This window comes from Streptomyces sp. NPDC028331, assembly GCF_055565775.1.
In genome coordinates this window covers 11,414-27,231 of sequence record NZ_JBVHTR010000001.1, presented here as the reverse complement: position 1 = coordinate 27,231, position 15,818 = coordinate 11,414, and the positions used below count along the sequence as shown (strand labels likewise).

Here is a 15,818-nt window from a genome sequence, read left to right as displayed (position 1 = left end):
TGCGCGGGCGTTCATCGGACGAAATACGTCATGGCGAACACCACTCGAAAACGGTTCGTTCGTGCACCTTAGGGAAATCGCTGCCCTCTACAACAGTCTCGTTTCGCCATGCGGACCACGGTTCGGGGGCCCTAGCATGCGGCGCATGCTGCCGAGCGTGGACACGAACGACGAGTTGCAAGCCATGGTCTCGGACGAGGCGGTGTTACGCCCGGCCGTGCTGCATCTGCTCGACCGGATGGGCCTCGTCGGGCTGGCGGTGCGCCGCTTCCCGGACGGGACCCTGCCCGTGTACGCCGTCGGGGGCGACATGGTGCTGAAGCTGTATCCGCGCTTCGATGCGCGGGAAGCCGTGCGTGAGGCACGGGTGTTGCACCACCTGTGGGGGCAGCTCAAGCTTCCCACCCCGCGCCTGATCGGCACCGAGGAGTTCGTGAACGGCTGGCGTTGGGTGCTGATGTCCCGGCTGCCCGGCTGGACCCTCAACGAGGTGTGGCACCGGCTCACCGCGGCGGAACAGGACCGTATCGTCTCGGAGTCGGCCGAGGCGCTGGCGTCACTGCACGCGATGTTCTGGAACCCGCTGACGGACATCGTCGGGCCGCCGGACTGGACGGCGTTCCTGCGCCGGCAGCGGGCGCAGGCGGTGGAGTGGCATCGCAGGTCCGGGGTCACCGAGCCCTGGCTGAGCCGGATCCCCGACTTCCTGGACTCCGTGCCGCTGCCCGCGTCCACCGAACGCGCGCTGCTGCACACCGAGTTCATGAGCGAGCACCTGACCATCGACATGCGCGGCGGGCGCGTGCTGACCGGCCTGTTCGACTTCGAGCCGGCGATGATCGGCGACCCCGCGTACGACTTCGTCGGGGTCGGCCTGTTCATCACCCGCGCCGACCCGCGTCAGCTCCGCCGCTTCTACGAGGCCTACGGACGCGCCCCGTACGACCCGGACCAGCTCATGGCGTACACCCTGCTGCACGTCTTCAGCGATCTGCCCTTCTACCTCGACGAGCTGCCGAACCCGGCCGAACCGCGCTTCGACGCGCTCGCCGAGCTGTGGTTCGGCACGGACGGCTGAGCCCCGGTGGGCCAGAGGGGTCACGTGGATCAGACAGGTCGGGCGGATCGGGCAGGTCGCGCGGATCAGGCAGGGCGGGCGGGTCAGGCCTTTCGGCCGGTGGCCGCGTACACGTTGATGTCGGCGTCGGTGACGTCGTTGATGTCGCGGTAGCGGACCTTGTCGATGTCGTCGAGGGTGGCGAGGTAGTCGGGGTCCACGGCCGCGGGGACGGGTGCCGCGCCGTCCTGGTGCCAGTGGTGGACCGGGACGACGCCCGGCTCGTCCAGCGTGAGGCCCGGGGTGTCCGTGAAGAACCGGGCGACCTCGTCCTTGGAGCGCAGCACGAAGGTGAAGCCGCGCTCGGTGTAGGTGCGCTGCACGGCGCGGATGGTCTCCGGGTTGAGGTCCTCGGTGAGGTGGCTGAGCACCAGCCGGCTCCCGGAGGGCAGCGCGTCGATCAGCCCGCGCACGACCGGGTACGCCTCCTCGTCCTCGACGAAGTGCAGGACCGCCACGAGCACGAGGGCGACCGGCTGGTCGAGGTCGAGGGTCTTCGCGGCCTGTTCGAGGATCTGCTCGGGACTCTTCAGGTCGGCGTCCATGTAGTCGGTGCGGCCCTCGGGCCCGCTGGTGAGCAGGGCGCGGGCGTGCGCCAGGACGACCGGGTCGTTGTCGACGTAGACGACCCGGGAGTCGGGGTTGATGCGCTGGGCGATCTGGTGGACGTTCTCGGCGGTCGGCAGGCCGGTGCCGATGTCGAGGAACTGCCGGATGCCGTCCTCCTTCGCGAGCCGGGTCACGGCGCGGCGCAGGAAGTCGCGGTTGTGCCGGACGTCGAGGTAGCCGCGCGGGTTGGCGGCGAGCGCGGCGGCGGCGGCCGCGCGGTCCACCGGGTAGTTGTCCTTGCCGCCGAGGAAGACGTCGTAGACGCGGGCCGGGTGGGCCTTGGTGGTGTCGATGCGCTGGCGCAGCTCGGCCGGGTCGTGGCTGAGGGCATCGTCGGACATGGGGCGTCTCCTGGTGGTCGGCGTAAGGAGTCGGTCGTTCAGTCGGTCGGTCGGCCGTCCCCGGTGGTGCGTCATGCGGCCGATGCGATGGTCAACAACGTAACTCCTGAGGCCAGTTGGAAGTGCCCGGTCCGCTCGCGACCGTGGCCCGCCGTCCCGGATTCCCCTCCCAGGGGACGGCATGTCCGCAGGTCGGAAGGGGTGCCGCCGGTCCGGCGTCCCGAATTGGGCGGCGACTGTGGCGGGCGGGCCGACCACGGGTCAAGCTGGGCCGTCGAGGCCTCCGTTCCCGCCGAGCGGTCGAGCGGGGGTGTCACCCCCCAGCACGCACGTCCGAAGGGCCCCGACCATGTCCTCCGCTCGTACCGCCCGTCCCACCCGTGCCGTCCGTCCCGGGCTGCTCGCCGCCGCCACGGTCGCGCTCGCCGCGCTCGCGCTCTGCGCCTGCGAGAACGGCGAGGGCGTACGCGACGAGGGCCCGTCCTCGCTGCCCGGCTCCTCCGCCCGGGACACCGGGCACCCGGGCAGGGCGGCCCCCTGCTCGGGCGGGCACGTGCGGACGACGGTGACGCCGGTGAGCGAGCCGGTGAACCACCTGCTGTTGACGGTGACGAACACCGGTGCCGTGAACTGCGCCCTCAGCGGCTACCCCAAGGCCCGCTTCGGCGAGTCCGGGCCCCTCGCACCGCCGGCCGGGGAACCCAAGCCCCGCACGCGCCAGGTCACCCTCTCCCCCGGAGAGTCCGCCTACGCGGGCGTGCTGCTGTCGGCGGCGAACGGCACCGGCGGGCACGGACGCACCGTCACGTCCCTGACGATCGCGCTCCCCACCGGCCCGGCCGCCCGTCCGGCGCTCCCGGCGAAGGGCCTGCACGTCGACGACTCGCTGCGGGTGACGTGCTGGCTCTCCAGCCGGGAAGCGGCGCTGGCCTACTGAACCCGGCCGGAGAGCCTTCAGCCCGCCGGCACCGTCTGGCCCGCCCAGGCGGCCAGCAGGCGCAGTGCCGTCTGCGAGGGCGAACCCTCCTCCACCGTGTGGGCGATCAGCGCCTGGTCCGGGTCGTCGGGCAGGCGCAGGGTCTCGAAGCCGAGGTCCAGCTCGCCCACCACGGGGTGGCGATAGACGTAGCGCCCGTGCGTCTTGTCCTTGAGCCGGTGCTGCGACCACGCCTCGCGGAACACCGGGCTCGCCGCGCGCAACTCGTCCAGCAGCTCCGCGGTGCGCGGATCGTCGGGGTGGCGCGCGGCGTCGAGGCGGAGGTAGGCGGCCACGTCACCGACCTTGCCGTGCCAGTCGGCGTACAGATGGCGCATCCCCTCGTCCAGGACCACGAGACGGGCCAGGTTGCGCTGGTGCGGGGGCAGCGCGCCGAAGTCGGTGATCAGCGCCGCCGCCAAGGGGTTCCAGGCCAGGACGTCGGTGTTGCGGCCGACGACGTAGGCCGGGACCTCGGCGGTCGACTCCAGCAGGCGGCGCAGCCCCGGGCGCACCTGCTGCGTCCGCTGCGCGCCGTGCCCGTGCTCCGTCTCCGGCCGCGGCCAGGGGCGTGCCAGCCGGTACAGGTGCTCGCGTTCCACGGTGTCCAGGCGCAGGGCGCGGGCGACCGCGTCCAGCACCTCCTGGGAGAAGTGCAGTGTCCGGCCCTGCTCCAGCCGCACGTAGTGGTCCACGCTCACGCCGGCCAGCCGGGCGAGTTCCTCACGGCGCAGTCCGGGCACGCGGCGGCGGCCCCCGTAGTCCGGTAAGCCGAGCTCCTCGGGCCGCAGCCGTGCCCTGCGGGAGCGGAGGAACTCTCCGAGCTCCCTGCGTCTGTCCAGTGCCATGCGGCCAGTATCGGCAACCGCCTTCCGCCGCTGCCACCGTGATTCCTGGTCATGCCGTGCCCAGGCACGCCCCGGCCCTGGGTCGGGTCTTCGGACGCGACGACAGTGGAGCGCGCCGGAACGGTTCCGGCCGGCCGGCGGGCCACGACCCCGCGGCCGTCTCCGAGGCAGCGCCTCCGACAGGGAGTTCCACGACATGAGGGCAACCGACCCGCAGACCCTTCCGCTGGGCACCACCGGCATGGACATCACCCGCGTCGGCTTCGGCTCCTGGGCGGTGTCGGGCTCCGGATGGCTTTTCGGCTGGGGCCCCACCGACGACGACGATTCCATCGCCACCATCCGCCGCGCGGTCACCTCGGGCGTCAACTGGATCGACACGGCGCCCGCGTACGGGCTCGGCCACTCCGAGGAACTGGTCGGCAAGGCGATCGCCGGCCTGCCCGAGGCCGAGCGCCCCTACGTCTTCACCAAGGTCGGGCTGGTCTGGGACCCGGCCGACCCGCAGGCCGCGCCCCGCCGGATCATGAAGCCGGCCAGTGTGCGCCGCGAGATCGAGGACTCGCTGCGCCGCCTCGGCGTCGACCGCATCGACCTCTACCAGGTGCACTGGCCGGACACCGGCGCATCCCTGGAGTTCGTGGGCGACGGCTCCGGCGCCGTCTCCCCCGACGCCACCCCGCTGGAGGAGTACTGGCAGGTCATGGCGGACCTCAAGGCGGAGGGCAAGGTCCGTGCGATCGGGCTGTCCAACCACACGCCCGATCAGCTCGAGGCCGCCGAGCGGATCGCCCACGTCGACGTCATCCAGCCGCCGTTCTCCGCCATCAACCGCTCGGCCACCCCCGAGATCGCCTGGGCGCGGGCCCACGACACCGGGGTGATCGTGTACTCGCCCCTCCAGTCCGGCCTGCTCACCGGAACGTTCACCGCCGAGCGTGCCGCGAACCTGCCCGCGGACGACTGGCGGCGGGCGCACCACGACTTCACCACCGGCCTGGACGCCAACCTCCGCCTGGCCGACGCGCTGCGCCCGGTCGCCGAGAGGCACACGGCCACCGTCTCCGAGGTCGCCATCGCCTGGACCCTGGCCTGGCCGGGCGTCACCGGCGCCATCGTCGGCGCACGCAGGCCCGAACAGGTCGACGGGTGGATCGGCGCCGGTTCGCTGCGGCTGACGCCGGACGACCTGGACGAGATCGCCGAGGCGATCGTCCGTTCCGGCGCGGGCAGCGGCCCCGCCCGCCCGTGACCCGGGACCGCGTGCGAAGGGAGACACCTCCGTGCCCCTGGTCATCCTCACGGAATACCTGGCCGTACCGGGCCGGGAGGACCGGTTGCGGACCGCCCTGGAGGCGATGATCGAGCCCTCTCTGGAGGCACGCGGCTGCCTCGCGTACCAGCCCTACGTCGACCCCAACCGCCCCGCCCGCATGCTGAACGTGGCGGAGTGGGCCGATGCGCGGGCGCTGCGCGAACACCTCGCGGGCGGTCACCACCGGCACTTCCGGCAGGTCCTGGACCTCGTGCTCGCCGAACCGGAGATCGTGCGGACGCTGACGCCGTCCGGCGCGGCCGGGCCGTGAAAGCCCGGCCGACGGACCGGCGGACCCGGACTGTCCCTGGAAGCCGCGCTCGCGGGGCTGCGGACCTGGGCGGAGGAGCACATGGCCGAGATCGACCGCGCCAACGAAGCCGCCGACCAGAAGGCCGATGAGGGACAGGCAGGCCGGTTCCGCGCTCGGTGGTGGGGGCCGGGGCACTCCATGCAGCCTGCGTCGCCGCCCTGATGCCACGTCGCCTTGTCGGGCCGACGCGGAGGAGGAGTTCGGCGCGATGGTGTCGGGCACGTCGTTCCACTTCGACGAGCAAGGCACGGCGACGGCCGCGGACGCGATGAAGCGGACGCAGCCCCGGTCCCGGCACCACGTCCGGCCGGCGCCGGGGCCGTCCGGTTCTCAGTCCTCGCGGAGCGTGCGCGCCACCTCGGTGGCCCAGTACGTGAGGATGTTCCGCGCACCGGCGCGCTTGATGCCGGTCAGGGTCTCCAGGATGGCCCGGTCGCGGTCGACCCAGCCCTTCTCGGCGGCGGCCTCGATCATGGCGTACTCGCCGGAGATCTGGTACGCGGCCACGGGCACGTCGACCGCGTCCGCGACCCTCGCCAGGATGTCGAGGTAGGGCCCGGCCGGCTTGACCATCACCATGTCGGCGCCCTCCTCGAGGTCGAGGGCGAGTTCGCGCAGCGACTCGCGCCAGTTGGCCGGGTCCTGCTGGTAGGTCTTGCGGTCGCCCTGCAGCGAGGAGGCGACGGCCTCGCGGAACGGCCCGTAGAACGCGGAGGAGTACTTGGCGGTGTAGGCGAGGATCGCGACGTCCTCGCGCCCGATCTGGTCCAGCGCGTCGCGGACGACGCCGATCTGACCGTCCATCATCCCGCTGGGCCCCACGACATGGGCGCCGGCGTCGGCCTGGACCTGCGCCATCTCGGCGTACCGCTCGAGGGTGGCGTCGTTGTCGACCCGGCCCCTGGCGTCGAGCACACCGCAGTGCCCGTGATCGGTGGTCTCGTCCAGGCACAGGTCCGACATGACGAGGAGGTCGTCGCCGACCTCGGCGCGCACGTCCCGGATGGCGACCTGAAGGATCCCGTCCGGGTCGGTGCCCGGGGTCCCGACGGCGTCCTTCTTCGACTCCTCGGGCACGCCGAAGAGCATGATCCCGGAGATCCCGGCCTGCACGGCCTCCAGCGCGGCCTTCTTCAGGCTGTCCCGGGTGTGCTGCACGACACCGGGCATGGACGCGATCGGCACGGGCTCGCTCACGCCCTCCCTGACGAACGCCGGGAGGATGAAGTCGGCGGGATGCAACCGGGTCTCGGCGACCATCCGCCGCATGACGGGCGAGGTCCGCAGCCGCCGGGGACGCGTGCCGGGGAAGGATCCGTACTTCGTCATGCCTCCTACGCTACGCCCGCCCGGCCCCCGCCTTTGCCGACGCCCTGTCGGGCCCGGAGGGGCCGCGATACGAAGTCTTTGCGCTCCCCTGGCCGTACCTGGAACCGCACGCCTCCCCAGCGTTCTACGCGCGTGGTGTCATGCCCGCGCCAGCACCACTCCCCTGCCTCCCGACAGGAGTCACGCATGCTGTGGAAGGTCCTCGGCCGGGCGGGCGTCGCCCTGGCCGCCGGCGCCGCCGTCGTCGCCACCGCCGTCCCCGCGAACGCCGCAAGCTACTCCGCGTTCGCCTTCTCCCAGAGCGGCAGCCAGCCCACCGTCTACGACTTCATCGACTCGGCCACCAGCACGCTCGACATGACCATCTACGAACTGGAGGACACCACCGCCGTCAACGACCTCATAGCCCTGAAGAACAAGGGCGTCACGGTCAGGGTCATCCTCGACCGCCAGCACCAGAGCGCGAACAACTCCGCCTACACGTCCCTGAAGAACGCGGGCATAGGCGTCGTCTGGTCGTCCTCCGCCTTCGTCTACACCCACCAGAAGACCATCACGGTCGACGGCGTCAAGTCGCTGGTCATGACCGGCAACCTGACGTCCCAGTACTACACGACCAGCCGGGACTACGGCGTCTTCACCGACGACACCCGCGACGTCGCCTCCATCGAGAAGGTCTTCAACGCCGACTACACGGCCACCTCGATCACCCCCACCGACGGCGACCACCTCCTGTGGTCCCCCACCGACTCCCGCAACCGCCTGGTCTCCTTCGTCAACTCCGCGACCAAGACCCTGGACGTGGAGGAACTGGAGTTCAGCGACAGCACGGTGGTCAACGCGATCGTGGCGCGCGCCAAGGCGGGCGTGAAGGTCCGCGTGGTCCTGGAGGACCCCTCGAGCTACTCCAGCGAGGTCTCCGCCATCAAGGCCGCGGGCGGCACCGTCGTCGGCTACTCCGACCCCAACGGCTTCTACATCCACGCCAAGGCCATGGTCGCCGACTACGGCCTGTCCACCCAGGAGGTCGAGGCCGGCTCCATGAACATCAGCAGCAACTCCCTGAGCAACAACAGGGAACTGGGCATCATCCTGACCGGCACGGGCGTGGCCCAGCCGGTGGCCCAGACGGTCGAAACCACGTTCAACAGCGACTACGCGGGCGGCACCGCGGCGTGACCCGGTGACCGGCGGGTGCCCCGGACCGGCCGGGGGCACCCGCCGGCCCGGCGTGGAACAGACGCGCCGATCACCGGGCGCGGGTCCGGCGGAGGGCCCCGGCAAGGAGCCCTCCGCCCCGCCTCACGTCGTCGACCGCCGCCTGCGCGCCCCAGGCCTGCGCTCGCTCGGCCGGGTCACCGGGTCACCGGCCGCCAGCGCGGCGGCGCGGCGCCTGAGGCCGAAGTCCGCCAGGGCCTCCGCCAGCTTGTGGACCGACGGCTCCGGGGCCATGACGTCCACCCGCAGACCGTGCTCCTCGGCCGTCTTCGCCGTCGCCGGGCCGATGCACGCGATCACCGTCACGTTGTGCGGCTTGCCCGCGATGCCGACCAGGTTGCGGACCGTGGACGAGGACGTGAACAGGACCGCGTCGAAGCCGCCGCCCTTGATCGCCTCCCGCGTCTCGGCCGGCGGAGGCGAGGCGCGGACCGTACGGTAGGCCGTGACGTCGTCGACCTCCCAGCCCAGTTCGATCAGACCGGCGACCAGGGTCTCCGTGGCGATGTCGGCACGCGGCAGGAACACGCGGTCGATCGGGTCGAACACCGGGTCGTACGGGGGCCAGTCCTCCAGCAGACCGGCGGCCGACTGCTCGCCGCTCGGCACCAGGTCCGGCTTCACGCCGAAGGCCACCAGTGCGTTCGCCGTCTGCTCGCCCACCGCGGCGACCTTGATGCCCGCGAAGGCGCGCGCGTCGAGGCCGTACTCCTCGAACTTCTCCCTCACCGCCCGCACCGCGTTGACCGACGTGAACGCGATCCACTCGTACCGGCCCGTCACCAGGCCCTTGACCGCCCGCTCCATCTGCTGGGGCGTGCGCGGCGGCTCGACCGCGATCGTCGGCACCTCGTACGGCACGGCCCCGTAGGACCTGAGCTGGTCGGAGAGCGACGCGGCCTGCTCCTTCGTGCGCGGCACGAGGACCTTCCAGCCGAACAGCGGCTTGTTCTCGAACCACGAGAGCTGCTCGCGCTGGGCGGCGGCGGAACGCTCACCGACCACGGCTATGACCGGCCGCCCGCCCTCGGGGGACGGCAGGACCTTCGCCTGCTTGAGCGTCTGCGCGATGGAGCCGAGGGTGGCGGTCCAGGTGCGCTGCCGCGTCGTCGTACCGGCGATCGTCACCGTGATCGGGGTGTCCGGCTTGCGGCCCGCGGCCACCAGCTCCCCGGCGGCGGCCGCCACCGAGTCCAGCGTCGTGGACACCACGACCGTGCCGTCGGAGGCGCCGACCTCCGTCCAGCAGCGGTCGGAAGCGGTGCGGGCGTCCACGAACCGGACGTCCGCGCCCTGCGGGTCCCGCAGCGGCACACCCGCGTACGCGGGCACGCCCACGGCGGTCGCGATGCCGGGCACGACCTCGAACGGCACGCCTTCTGCGGCGCAGGCCAGCATCTCCCCGGCCGCGTACGCGTCGAGGCCGGGGTCGCCGGAGACCGCACGGACGACCCGCTTGCCGCCCCGCGCAGCCTCCATGACAAGATGTGCGGCATCCCGCGACGCAGGGACACCAGCGGCTGTTGACTCGGCGTCAACAACCGTGAGCTGAGGCGTGCCCGCGCCCGGATACGTACCCGTGGCGGGGTCCGTGTCCGTGTTGAGCACGGCGACGCCCGCTCTGGCATGCGTGCGTACCACGTCGAGCACCTCGTGCTCGCCGACGAGGACGTCCGCGTTGGCCAGCGCCTCGACGGCGCGCAGTGTGAGAAGCCCCGGATCTCCGGGTCCGGCACCGAGGAAGGTGACGTGCCCGTGTTCAAGGCCGGCGGGAAGGGTGGTGGGGCTCAATGTGCTCGCTCCCCCATCAGACCGGCCGCGCCCTTGCTGAGCATCTCGGCGGCGAGTTCGCGACCGAGCGCCATTGCCTGGTCGTGCGTCTCGGGCACGGGACCGGTGGTGGACAGCTGCACCAGCGCCCGGCCGTCGGGTGTTCCGACGACCCCGCGCAGGCGCATTTCCTTGACAACCTGCCCGTCGGCCAACAGGTCGGCCAGCGCGCCCACGGGGGCGCTGCAACCGGCCTCCAGGGCGGCGAGCAGGGACCGCTCGGCGGTCACGGCGGCCCGTGTGTACGGGTCGTCGAGCTCGGCGAGCGCAGCGATCAGGTCCGCGTCGTCCGCGGCGCACTCGATCGCCAGTGCCCCCTGGCCGGGGGCGGGCAAAACAGTGTCGACCGACAGGAAGTCGGTGACCTCGTCGATCCGCCCGATGCGGCTCAGCCCGGCCGCGGCGAGGACCACGGCGTCCAGCTCTCCGCTGCGGACGTACCCGACCCGGGTGTCGATGTTGCCGCGGATCGGGACGGTCTCGATGTCGAGGCCGTGGTCGCGCGCGTACGCGTTGAGCTGCGCCATGCGGCGCGGCGAACCGGTGCCTATGCGCGCCCCGCGGGGCAGGTCGGTGAACTTCAGGGCGTCGCGCGCGACGATCACGTCGCGGGGGTCCTCGCGCACCGGCACGGCGGCCAGCACCAGCTCCTCGGGCTGCGCGGTCGGCAGGTCCTTCAGGGAGTGCACCGCGAAGTCCACCTCGCCGCGCAGCAGCGCGTCGCGCAGGGCCGTCACGAACACACCGGTGCCGCCGATCTGCGCGAGGTGCTCGCGGGAGGTGTCCCCGTACGTCGTGATCTCCACGAGCTCCACGGGCCGTCCGGTCACCTGGCGTACGGCGTCCGCGACCTGCCCGGACTGGGCCATGGCCAGCTTGCTGCGCCTGGTGCCGAGCCTCAGTGGTGAATGCTCACTCATGCTCGCCCTCGGTTCTTGGCGTTCTCGGTGTTCTCGGTGCTGTTGGTGTCGTCCGCCCGGGAGACGGAGGCGACCGTCTCCGGGTCCAGATCGAACAGCGTGCGCAGCGCGTCCGCGTAGCCGGCGCCGCCGGGCTCGGCCGCGAGCTGCTTGACCCGTACGGTCGGCGCGTGCAGCAGCTTGTCCACGACGCGGCGCACCGTCTGCGTGATCTCTGCGCGGTGCTTGTCGTCGAGGCCGGGCAGCCGGCCCTCCAGGCGCGCGATCTCGCCGGCCACCACATCGGCGGCCATGGAGCGCAGCGCGACCACGGTCGGTGTGATGTGCGCGGCGCGCTGGGCGGCGCCGAACGCGGCGACCTCGTCGGAGACGATACTCCTGACCTGGTCGACGTCGGCGGCCATCGGTGCGTCGGCGGAGGCCTCGGCGAGCGACTCGATGTCGACGAGCCGTACCCCCAGCAGCCGGTGCACGGCCGCGTCGATGTCGCGCGGCATCGCGAGGTCGAGCAGCGACAGCACGGGCGCGGGGCGGGGCGCCTCGACGACGGGCTCCGGGCGGCGCCGCTCCGGGATCCGGCCGATCGTGGTGACGGTCGCGGCGAGCGCGCTGATCAGTTCGGCCTCGCCCTCCGGGTCCGCGGCGGCGGCCGTACGACCGCCGCGCGGCTCCTCGGCACCCTTGTCCACCCATACGGCGTGCTGCTCCAGCTCGGCGGCCGGCATCCCGGCGACGGCGGCCTCGCCGAACACCGAGAAGTGGGCGGCGCCCTGCACGGCCGACTTCTCGAGCGGGCAGCCCTCCTCGGTGCCCGGGCCGGTGGGCGGGAGGTCACCGCGTATCGGAGCCGGGCCGGCGGCCCGTGCGGCGGGCGCGGAGGCGGTGTCCTCGGCGACGGGTCCGCCGACCCGGCCCTCCAGGGCCGCGGCGACCGCCTGGGCGGTGAGGACGAGACCGGTCGCGCCCGTACAGGACACCACGACGTCGGCACGTGTCAGCTCGTCCGGGACCGTCTCCATCGGCACCGCACGCGCCAGTACGTCCGTGTCGTCCCCCTCGGTGAGGATCTGCGCCAGGCGCTCGGCGCGCTCCCTCGTACGGTTGGCGACCACGACCTCGGCGACCCCGGCGCGCGCGAGCGTGGCGGCGGCCAGCGACGACATGGAGCCGGCGCCGATCACCAGGGCACGCTTGCCCTTGGCCCAGGTCTCCACCGGCGCACCCGCCGAGAGCTGCTCCAGGCCGAAGGTGACCAGGGACTGCCCGGCGCGGTCGATGCCCGTCTCGGAGTGGGCGCGCTTGCCGACCCTGAGGGACTGCTGGAACAGGTCGTTCAGCAGCCGCCCGGCGGTGTGCTGCTCCTGCGCGGTGGCCAGGGCGTCCTTGATCTGCCCGAGGATCTGCCCCTCGCCCACGACCATGGAGTCCAGCCCGCAGGCCACCGAGAACAGGTGGTGGACGGCCCGGTCCTCGTAGTGCACGTAGAGGTAGGGGGTCAGCTCGTCGAGGCCGACCCCGCTGTGCTGGGCGAGCAGCGTGGACAGCTCGGCGACACCGGCGTGGAACTTGTCCACGTCCGCGTACAGCTCGATGCGGTTGCAGGTGGCGAGCACCGCGGCCTCGGTGGCGGGCTCGGCGGCGACCGTGTCCTGGATCAGCTTGGCCTGGGCGTCCGCGGTCAGCGCGGCCCGCTCCAGGACGCTGACCGGTGCACTGCGGTGGCTCAGCCCGACGACGAGGAGACTCATGCCGGCATCACGGCGGGGACATCCCCGTCGGGCCCCTTGTCGGCGGACTCCGTGGCCGTCGCGGCGGCGGCCGGCAGGCCGTCCGGCAGCGCTTCGGCGATGGCCTCCTCGCCGGCCTTGCGCTGCTCGTGGAAGGCGAGGATCTGCAGCTCGATGGAGAGGTCGACCTTGCGGACGTCCACGCCGTCCGGGACGTTCAGCACGGTCGGCGCGAAGTTCAGGATGGAGGTCACGCCGGCAGCCACGAGGCGGTCGCAGACCTGCTGGGCGGCGCCCGCGGGGGTCGCGATCACGCCGATCGAGACGCCGTTGTCCGTGATGATCTTTTCCAGGTCGTCCGTGTGCTGGACCGGAATGCCGGCGACGGCCTTGCCGGTGAGGGCCGGGTCGGCGTCGATGAGGGCTGCGACCCGGAAGCCGCGGGAGGCGAACCCGCCGTAGTTGGCCAGCGCCGCGCCGAGGTTGCCGATACCGACGATCACAACCGGCCAGTCCTGCGTCAGGCCCAGCTCACGGGAGATCTGGTAGACGAGATACTCGACGTCGTAGCCCACGCCCCGGGTGCCGTAGGAGCCGAGGTAGGAGAAGTCCTTGCGCAGCTTCGCGGAGTTCACGCCCGCGGCGGCCGCCAGCTCCTCGGAGGAGACCGTGGGGACCGAGCGCTCCGACAGCGCGGTCAGGGCTCGGAGGTACAGCGGAAGCCTGGCGACGGTGGCCTCGGGAATCCCTCGGCTGCGGGTCGCCGGTCGGTGAGTTCGGCCAGTTGCCACGGTGCTCCTGCGGGTAGAGCGGGGCTGCGGGCGGTCGTACGTCCCCAGACCGCCCCGTCGAATGCAGGCTATGTCTTTGTGAACGCGTGCACAAAGATGGTGTCCGATTTGCCCGGCCAACGTGACCGGGGTCACGCGCCGTGTTCCTGGGGGCATGACCGCACACTCTCCTCAACGATCCCCGCCCCCGAGACCAGTCGCCGTCGATCCTAGGCGACTTTCCGGGCCGCCCCGGACTATGCGGTCAGCGCCTTGCGCAACCGCTGCTCGTCGACGCGCCAGAAGGTGTGCTGGGCGCCGTCGACGAGGACGACGGGGATCTGCTCCCAGTACTCGTCGTGCAGCCGCCGGTCCTGGGTGATGTCCTTCTGCTCCCAGGGCACGCCCAGTTCGCCGCAGACCTTCTCGATCACGGCCTGCGCGTCGTCGCAGAGATGACACCCGGGCTTGCGGATGAGGGTGACGAGCCGCTCGCGCGGGTCCTGGCCACTGCTGTTGCGCCGAAAGATGGGACTCATGTCGGCCATTCTGACCCCGGACCGGGGCCGCGGCAGCTCCCGCGGCCCACCCCGGCGGCCGCACGCCCCGGCCCGCGCCGCGCCGACGGTAGGCCCACGCCGCGCCGAGTACAGCTCCCCGTGAGCCCTTTAACGACACGGTCGCGGAGAGTTCACGGCCTCCAAACCTCTCAAGTCCGGAACCACCGAACAGAGTGGCTATGCTCGCGTCATGGCCGCTCTCGGATGGCTCACTCCCCGTAGGCGCTCCGCCACGGCGCGGAGCGTGTTGGCAGGCGAGGCCTCGGCGGAGGCAGCGCGCAAGACCTCGCAGGAGGTCTCCGACCAGGAACAGCCGTTCCCCGTCCACGGCGACGACCGGGCGGCGGCGTTCTTCGACCTGGACAACACGGTGATGCAGGGTGCCGCGCTGTTCCACTTCGGCCGGGGCCTGTACAAGCGGAAGTTCTTCGAGACCCGGGACCTCGCGAAGTTCGCCTGGCAGCAGGCGTGGTTCCGGCTGGCCGGGGTGGAGGACCCCGAGCACATGCAGGACGCGCGGGACTCGGCGCTGTCGATCGTCAAGGGCCACCGCGTCTCCGAGCTGATGTCGATCGGCGAGGAGATCTACGACGAGTACATGGCCGAGCGGATCTGGCCGGGTACGCGGGCGCTGGCGCAGGCGCACCTGGACGCGGGCCAGAAGGTGTGGCTGGTCACGGCCGCGCCGGTGGAGATCGCCACGGTGATCGCGCGCAGGCTGGGCCTGACCGGAGCCCTGGGCACGGTGGCCGAGTCGGTCGAGGGCGTGTACACGGGCCGCCTGGTGGGCGAGCCCCTGCACGGGCCGGCGAAGGCGGAGGCGGTGCGCGCACTGGCGGTGGCGGAGGGGCTGGACCTCTCGCGTTGCGCGGCGTACAGCGACTCGCACAACGACATCCCGATGCTGTCGCTGGTGGGCCACCCCTACGCGATCAACCCGGACGCCAAGCTCCGCAAACACGCCCGGGCCTGCGACTGGCGCCTGCGCGACTACCGCACGGCCCGCAAGGCGGCGAAGGTCGGCCTGCCGGCGGCGGCCGGCGTGGGCGCGGTGGCAGGGGGCACAGCGGCAGCGATCGCCTTGCACCGCCGCCGCCGCTGACCCCGGCACCGCTGCCGGTCCCTGCACCGGGACCGGGCCCTGCACCGCCCCTGTCGGCCCCTGCGCCGCTGCCGGTGCCTGCGCGGCCCCTGCACCGCTGCCGGTGCCTGCACCGCCACCGGTCCTTGCGCGGCCCCTGTCGGCCCTACACCGCTTCCGGCCCCTGCGCTGCCGCCGGTCCCTGCACCGCCACCGGTTCCTTGCGCGGCCCCTGTCGGCCCTGCACCGCTTCCGGGCCCCGTACCGCTCCCGGCCCCTGCGCTGCCACCGGTCCCTGCACCGCCGCCGACCCTTGCGCCTGCACCGCCGCCGCTGACCCCAGCGCTACGGCCGACACCTTCACCGGAACCGAGCCCTGCACCGCCACCGGGCCCTGCACCGCCCTCGGTGCCTGCACCGCAACCGCCGGCCGGGGCGGCCCTCGCCCGTCGTCAGGCCCCTGGACCCCGCTCCCCGGGAGGCCTCCCCCGCTCAGAGGCCGCCGCAGGCGTGCCGTTCAGGTGAAGCTTCAGGTCGGCGTTCGGCCCGGCGCCGGGCCGGGCCCCTGTACGCAGCGTGCACGGAGCGTTCCCGGGGAGGGGTTCCAGGCCGTGGCGCGCCCTCCTCGGCGGGACTCCGGGGGCGGCGGTCCCCGGAAAGCGGCGGGCAGGGGCGGCGGGACCGGGGCAAAGTGCCGTGGCCGGGGGCGACTTGTGGCCGGTGGGCGTATTCGGGGGGTCCTACCCCGCCCCCGGCCCCAGCACTCCCCCACCCGGCACCCGGCCACAACACGCCCCGCACTCAGACGGAAGCCGGACTCATTCGATCAACAAACGGTCACTGTCTGGCACTTGAGCGGGCGTC

Annotated in this window: 15 protein-coding genes; 7 read left to right on the top strand and 8 right to left on the bottom strand. The window is 72.5% G+C overall.

Annotated features, from left to right (window positions below; genetic code table 11):
* The first annotated feature begins 145 nt into the window (after positions 1 to 145).
* Entirely contained in the window at positions 146 to 1,078 is a 933-nt protein-coding gene (locus ACZ4SW_RS00135; protein WP_468235837.1) for a phosphotransferase family protein, read from the top strand.
* Between the two features lie 83 nt (positions 1,079 to 1,161).
* On the opposite strand, the gene ACZ4SW_RS00130 is transcribed toward ACZ4SW_RS00135, so the two are convergent.
* Positions 1,162 to 2,067, bottom strand: a complete 906-nt coding sequence (locus ACZ4SW_RS00130) for an SAM-dependent methyltransferase (protein WP_468235835.1) — start codon at positions 2,065 to 2,067, stop codon at positions 1,162 to 1,164.
* A gap of 349 nt (positions 2,068 to 2,416) precedes the next feature.
* Between ACZ4SW_RS00130 and ACZ4SW_RS00125 the strand changes: the two genes are divergently transcribed.
* Positions 2,417 to 3,004, top strand: a complete 588-nt coding sequence (locus tag ACZ4SW_RS00125) for a DUF4232 domain-containing protein (protein WP_468235833.1) — start codon at positions 2,417 to 2,419, stop codon at positions 3,002 to 3,004.
* Positions 3,005 to 3,021: 17 nt separating this feature from the next.
* On the opposite strand, the gene ACZ4SW_RS00120 is transcribed toward ACZ4SW_RS00125, so the two are convergent.
* On the bottom strand, positions 3,022 to 3,891 hold the full coding sequence (locus tag ACZ4SW_RS00120; RefSeq protein WP_468235831.1) for a helix-turn-helix transcriptional regulator: 870 nt from the start codon (positions 3,889 to 3,891) through the stop codon (positions 3,022 to 3,024).
* A gap of 196 nt (positions 3,892 to 4,087) precedes the next feature.
* Here ACZ4SW_RS00120 and ACZ4SW_RS00115 point away from each other — a divergent pair, with 196 nt between their 5' ends.
* The 3 genes from ACZ4SW_RS00115 to ACZ4SW_RS00105 all read left to right on the top strand — a co-directional run bounded on the left by ACZ4SW_RS00115 (position 4,088) and on the right by ACZ4SW_RS00105 (position 5,681).
* On the top strand, positions 4,088 to 5,143 hold the full coding sequence (locus ACZ4SW_RS00115) for an aldo/keto reductase (RefSeq protein WP_468235829.1): 1,056 nt from the start codon (positions 4,088 to 4,090) through the stop codon (positions 5,141 to 5,143).
* A gap of 31 nt (positions 5,144 to 5,174) precedes the next feature.
* Entirely contained in the window at positions 5,175 to 5,477 is a 303-nt protein-coding gene (locus ACZ4SW_RS00110; protein ID WP_468235826.1) for a putative quinol monooxygenase, read from the top strand.
* Between the two features lie 81 nt (positions 5,478 to 5,558).
* A complete protein-coding gene (locus ACZ4SW_RS00105; protein ID WP_468235823.1) occupies positions 5,559 to 5,681 on the top strand; it encodes a hypothetical protein in 123 nt (40 codons plus the stop codon).
* A 168-nt stretch (positions 5,682 to 5,849) separates the two neighbouring features.
* Here the strand turns inward: ACZ4SW_RS00105 and hemB are convergent, their stop codons facing one another.
* Positions 5,850 to 6,848: a porphobilinogen synthase gene (hemB, locus tag ACZ4SW_RS00100; protein WP_468235820.1), complete on the bottom strand. Its 999-nt coding sequence runs from the start codon at positions 6,846 to 6,848 to the stop codon at positions 5,850 to 5,852.
* Positions 6,849 to 7,034: 186 nt separating this feature from the next.
* Here hemB and ACZ4SW_RS00095 point away from each other — a divergent pair, with 186 nt between their 5' ends.
* Positions 7,035 to 8,027: a phospholipase D-like domain-containing protein gene (locus ACZ4SW_RS00095; RefSeq protein ID WP_468235817.1), complete on the top strand. Its 993-nt coding sequence runs from the start codon at positions 7,035 to 7,037 to the stop codon at positions 8,025 to 8,027.
* A 123-nt stretch (positions 8,028 to 8,150) separates the two neighbouring features.
* Here the strand turns inward: ACZ4SW_RS00095 and ACZ4SW_RS00090 are convergent, their stop codons facing one another.
* From ACZ4SW_RS00090 to ACZ4SW_RS00070, 5 genes are all read right to left on the bottom strand, one after another.
* Positions 8,151 to 9,857 (bottom strand): bifunctional uroporphyrinogen-III C-methyltransferase/uroporphyrinogen-III synthase, encoded by a 1,707-nt coding sequence (locus tag ACZ4SW_RS00090; protein ID WP_468235814.1) that lies wholly within the window; start codon positions 9,855 to 9,857, stop codon positions 8,151 to 8,153.
* Positions 9,854 to 10,816, bottom strand: a complete 963-nt coding sequence (hemC, locus tag ACZ4SW_RS00085; protein WP_468235811.1) for a hydroxymethylbilane synthase — start codon at positions 10,814 to 10,816, stop codon at positions 9,854 to 9,856. Before hemC ends, ACZ4SW_RS00090 begins: the two co-directional genes overlap by 4 nt.
* Positions 10,813 to 12,564, bottom strand: a complete 1,752-nt coding sequence (locus ACZ4SW_RS00080; protein WP_468235808.1) for a glutamyl-tRNA reductase — start codon at positions 12,562 to 12,564, stop codon at positions 10,813 to 10,815. The genes hemC and ACZ4SW_RS00080 overlap by 4 nt, the downstream gene beginning before the upstream one ends.
* On the bottom strand, positions 12,561 to 13,334 hold the full coding sequence (locus ACZ4SW_RS00075; protein ID WP_468235806.1) for a redox-sensing transcriptional repressor Rex: 774 nt from the start codon (positions 13,332 to 13,334) through the stop codon (positions 12,561 to 12,563). Before ACZ4SW_RS00075 ends, ACZ4SW_RS00080 begins: the two co-directional genes overlap by 4 nt.
* Positions 13,335 to 13,570: 236 nt before the next feature.
* Positions 13,571 to 13,861 carry a glutaredoxin family protein gene (locus tag ACZ4SW_RS00070; RefSeq protein WP_468235803.1) on the bottom strand — a complete coding sequence of 97 codons (291 nt, stop codon included), beginning with the start codon at positions 13,859 to 13,861 and terminating at the stop codon, positions 13,571 to 13,573.
* Between the two features lie 202 nt (positions 13,862 to 14,063).
* Between ACZ4SW_RS00070 and ACZ4SW_RS00065 the strand changes: the two genes are divergently transcribed.
* Complete coding sequence (locus ACZ4SW_RS00065) at positions 14,064 to 14,975, top strand: HAD family hydrolase (RefSeq protein ID WP_468235800.1); 912 nt, start codon at positions 14,064 to 14,066, stop codon at positions 14,973 to 14,975.
* The last annotated feature ends 843 nt before the right edge of the window (positions 14,976 to 15,818 follow it).